The 4514-nt window shown below is 45.6% G+C and carries 3 protein-coding genes; 1 reads left to right on the top strand and 2 read right to left on the bottom strand.

Annotated elements, in window-relative coordinates; translation table 11 throughout:
• Positions 1-699 (top strand): SAM-dependent chlorinase/fluorinase (locus QUA38_RS27515; RefSeq protein WP_333167496.1); only part of this gene is annotated, 699 nt, incomplete at its 5' end.
• A gap of 207 nt (positions 700-906) precedes the next feature.
• Here the strand turns inward: QUA38_RS27515 and leuS are convergent.
• A complete protein-coding gene (gene leuS / locus QUA38_RS27510; RefSeq protein ID WP_333167494.1) occupies positions 907-3465 on the bottom strand; it encodes a leucine--tRNA ligase in 2559 nt (852 codons plus the stop codon).
• A gap of 644 nt (positions 3466-4109) precedes the next feature.
• Positions 4110-4514, bottom strand: a 405-nt coding sequence (locus tag QUA38_RS27505; RefSeq protein WP_333167492.1) for a HEAT repeat domain-containing protein, incomplete at its 5' end; no start/stop codon positions are given.

The following is a 4514-nucleotide window of genomic DNA, read 5'->3' as shown; positions in this document are numbered from 1 at the left end:
GACATTACGCACCAAATACCATCTCAAAATATTGCGGCGGCGAGGTTTTGTTTGATGACTGCTTTTGCTTATTTTCCACGGGAAACCGTACACGTTGCTGTCGTCGATCCGGGGGTGGGAAGCAAGAGACGCCCTGTTGCGATTAAATGTGCTAATTGCTTTCTTGTCGGGCCGGATAACGGCTTGTTTAGCGGGGTGTTGAGTCGGGAAAGTGCGAGATCCTGTGTCGAACTCACGAACTCTCAATACTGGCGCACACCTCAACCCAGCAGCACTTTTCACGGTCGCGATATTTTCGCTGCTGCGGGCGCTCACTTGGCCAACGGGGTGGCGTTGGAAGACTTGGGAGAGGCTATCGACCCTGCAAGTTTAGTAGAGTTAGAGATACCAAATTGTGCCGTTACAGCCACAGGTGCAGCAGGCTGCATTCAATATGTCGATCGCTTTGGCAATCTCATTACTAATATCCCCAATAATTGCATTATAGGTAACAATTGGTCATTGACAATTAGCAATAGTTCTGATGCAATTCGCATCCGCAGCGGTAAAACCTACAGCGACACCGAACCGGGCGATTTGATTGCCATAACTGGTTCTGACGGTTGGGTAGAGATTGCCGTTAATGGTGGCAGCGCTCAATCAGTATTAAAATTGGAATGCGGAGCGATCGTGCAATTGCTTTTTGAAACTAACAATTAAATAGGACTTACGCATGGGTGCTCAGAAACCTGGTTTTTTACGAAAATACTTTGTTAGAATCAGCAGATGACGTGAAAAACCCCGTTATGAAAGCGGAGTGCGTAAGTCATAGTCGGGAAATTTTTAGATTACTCATTTTTGGACTGGCTAATTTTTAACTGCAAGTCTCAGAAACCCGGTTTCTTCAATAAACCGGGTTTCTCATCTTTATCCAGCTACCACAAAATTCACCAACTTTCCAGGCACCACAATTACCTTTTTAATCTCCTTACCTTCAAGGTGACGCTTGGCCAATTCCGACTCACGAGCAAACTTTTCCAACGCAGCTTTATCAGCACCAGAAGGCACTTGAATTGTGCCGCGAGTTTTGCCCATAACTTGAATTACCAGCGTAATTTCATCGGTAACTAAGGCAGATGGATCGACACTCGGCCACGTTTGCGTATGCACCGATTCACTGTTACCAGTAGTGTGCCACAATTCATCAGCAATATGTGGCGCAAAAGGCGCTAACAAGCGAATCAAAGTGTTAATTCCTTCTGCATAAACTGGCGAATCTTTAAATTTAGCATCATTCAAAGCATTGCTGAGTTTCATCATTTCCGAAACAGCAGTATTGAACTGATAATCACCCTCCAAATCGTCGCTAACTTCCTTAATTGCAGTGTGAATTGCCCGCCGCAAATCCTTCTCAGGTTTACTTAATTCCGCATTCTCTCCTGCTTGAGCGGGGGTGGCAGGGACTCGTCCTGCAAACTCTGTAACCACGCGCCAAACGCGATTTAAAAAGCGAAATTGCCCTTCCACATCGGCGTCGTCCCACTCCAAATCCTTCTCTGGCGGCGCTTTGAATAAAATAAACATCCGCGCCGTATCTACCCCATATTTGCCCATAACTTCCAAGGGGTCAACGCCATTATATTTTGATTTGGACATCTTCTCGTAGAAGACTTCCAAAGCTTCGCCAGTTTGAGGATCTTTTGGATTGGCGGGGTCTATATCTGCTGGGGGAACGTATTTGCCAGTAACGGGGTTTTTGTAGGCCATTGCTTGCACCATGCCTTGAGTTAACAGGCGTTTAAATGGTTCGTCACAATTGATTAAACCCCGATCGCGCAAAACCTTGGTAAAGAACCGCGAATACAGCAAGTGCAAGATTGCGTGTTCGATGCCGCCGACATATTGATCTACTGGCATCCAATCATTAGTTTTCGCACTGTCGAAGACTTGCTCTTGATTTTGAGCATCGGGATAGCGCAAGAAATACCACGAAGAATCGATAAAAGTATCCATCGTATCTGTTTCCCGCTTCGCCGGAGTGCCGCAACTCGGACAAGGAACGTTTACCCATTCTTCCATCTTTGCCAAGGGCGAACCTTTGCCAGTAAATTGTACATTTTCCGGCAATAATACGGGCAAATCAGATGCGGGTACGGGGACTGTTCCGCAGGTGGGACAGTGAATTACGGGAATAGGAGCGCCCCAATAACGCTGTCTAGAAATTAACCAATCTCTCAAGCGGTATTGGATTCGGGCTTTGCCATAACCTGCATTTTCGGCATGGTGAATAATCGCTGCTTTGCCTTTAATTGAATCCATGCCGTTGAAGCTTTCGGAATTAATCATAATTCCGGGTTCGGTGTAAGCTTCGGTCAGCGGAATCTCATCATCATCTACAATTACTACTTTAATTGGCAGTTGATATTGATTGGCAAATTTGAAATCTCGCGTGTCGTGGGCGGGTACTCCCATGACTGCGCCGGTGCCGTATTCGTACAGCACATAATCGGCTATCCAAATGGGAATTTCTTCGCCGCTGAAAGGATTGATTGCTTTGCCGCCTGTGGGGATGCCGCGCTTTGGTTTGTCTTCGGCTGTGCGATCGATCTCGCTTTGAGCGGCGACTTCTTTGATGAAGGTTTCTACAGCGACTTTTCTGTCTTCGGTAGTCACGCGCTGAGTTAGTGGATGTTCCGGCGCTAAAACAAGGTAACTGACGCCGTAAACTGTATCGGGACGTGTGGTAAAAACGGCGATTTTTTCATCCATTCCGACAATCGGAAATTCTAAGTAAGCGCCGACTGATTTGCCGATCCAGTTGGCTTGCATTAATTTGACTCTTTCGGGCCAATCTGGCAATTTGTCTAAGTCGTTTAATAACTGTTCGGCATAATCGGTAATTTTGAGGAACCACTGCCGCAATAATTTGCGCTCGACTTTGGCACCGGAACGCCAGGAACGACCTTCGTTATCTACTTGTTCGTTTGCTAAGACTGTTTGGTCTATGGGGTCCCAATTAACTGCCGCTTCTTTTTGATATGCTAATCCTGCTTCTAAAAATTGCAAGAAAATCCATTGAGTCCACCGATAATAATCGGGAGAACAAGTTGTAACTTCTTTTGTCCAATCAAATGAAATGCCCAAACGCTGAAATAAGCCTTTCATTTGGGCAATGTTTTGATAAGTCCATTGTACAGGCGGAATTCCTCGCTCGATGGCTGCATTTTCTGCGGGCAAACCAAAAGCGTCCCATCCCATCGGATTCAATACCCGATAGCCTTGCATTCGCTTGAGTCTGGCAATTACATCGATGATTGTGTAGTTGCGGACGTGCCCCATGTGCAGGTTTCCCGACGGGTAGGGGAACATGGATAAGGCATAAAATTTAGGCTTTTGGGTATCTTCTGGCATCTGGTCTAAGTTTTGCTCAGCCCATGTCTGCTGCCATTTTTCTTCTATGGATTGGGGGTTATATCTGGAATCCACAACAATTGCTCCGTGCAGGGTTTAGTAATGTTTGCTTCAGTATTTTTACACATTCAAGGGGCTTCGATTCTGATTTTTCTGAGCTCTAAGGATTTTGGCTCTAATCTCTGTATTATATATTGTAGTATATGTAATTTTAGCTGGGGGGCGATCGACCAAATATCCCCGTTCGCCCTGAAAAGAATAAGACTTACGCACGGGTGGTCAGAAACCGGGTTTTTACGAGCATACTTCGTTACAGTCGGCAAAACCGCAAACAACCAGGTTTTTTTGGTCTTGATGCGTAAGTTTTAAAAGAATAAATAACCCCAATTCCCAGAAACTAGATTTATGAGAGAAACCGGGTTTCTTAGCATTTATTCCGGCTTAAATGCTATCTGGCTCGCACAGCAATTTACCTTTCAATTTGTCATCGGGTGGGGGCGGGTTTACGAGATTATGGGGTTCAGGCAATTATTGTGGGTGAAACCAGCACCTAAATAAATGTTTTTTAACCCGCAATTTATCATTGGTAAGTGATAATTTTGTAGGGCGGGTTTTACCAACTCTCTATGTTTAAAACCAATAATTTCATAAACCCGCCCCCACCCAACGATAAGTCTCTAAATTTAGAAAAAGTGGCGCTCTGCGATCGAATATATCGCTCATTGGCGTTCTAATTTTTCCCATTCTTTCTGGGCAAATTCGCGGAGTTTCTGGTCGCGCTCTTTCTGTGCGCGATCGCAGACAATTGCTAAAGTTTCAAAGCGATCGGGATATAACTCAATCATAGCTGTAAGAGCTGCTTGCCGGGGGTTATATTGCCAATCATACTCGCGCTCAAAGGGGTCATTGATAGCAACATAGCACAATAATTCAAATATTCCAGGCTCATCTTTCCACCCCCGTGCTAATTCTTGGACTGCTGCACGTCGCACATCCGAATCATCGTCAGATTGAGCGCGTTGTTTGAGGATAGGTAAGGTTTCCGGGTCATCTTTCCACCCCCGTGCTAATTCTTGGACTGCTGCACGTCGCACATCCGAATCATCGTCAGATTGAGCGCGTTG

Source organism: Microcoleus sp. Pol12B4, assembly GCF_036701385.1.
Classification (GTDB): Bacteria; Cyanobacteriota; Cyanobacteriia; order Cyanobacteriales; family Microcoleaceae; genus Microcoleus.
Note: the sequence above shows the minus strand (reverse complement) of the source record. Positions and strands in the feature narration are given on the sequence as shown.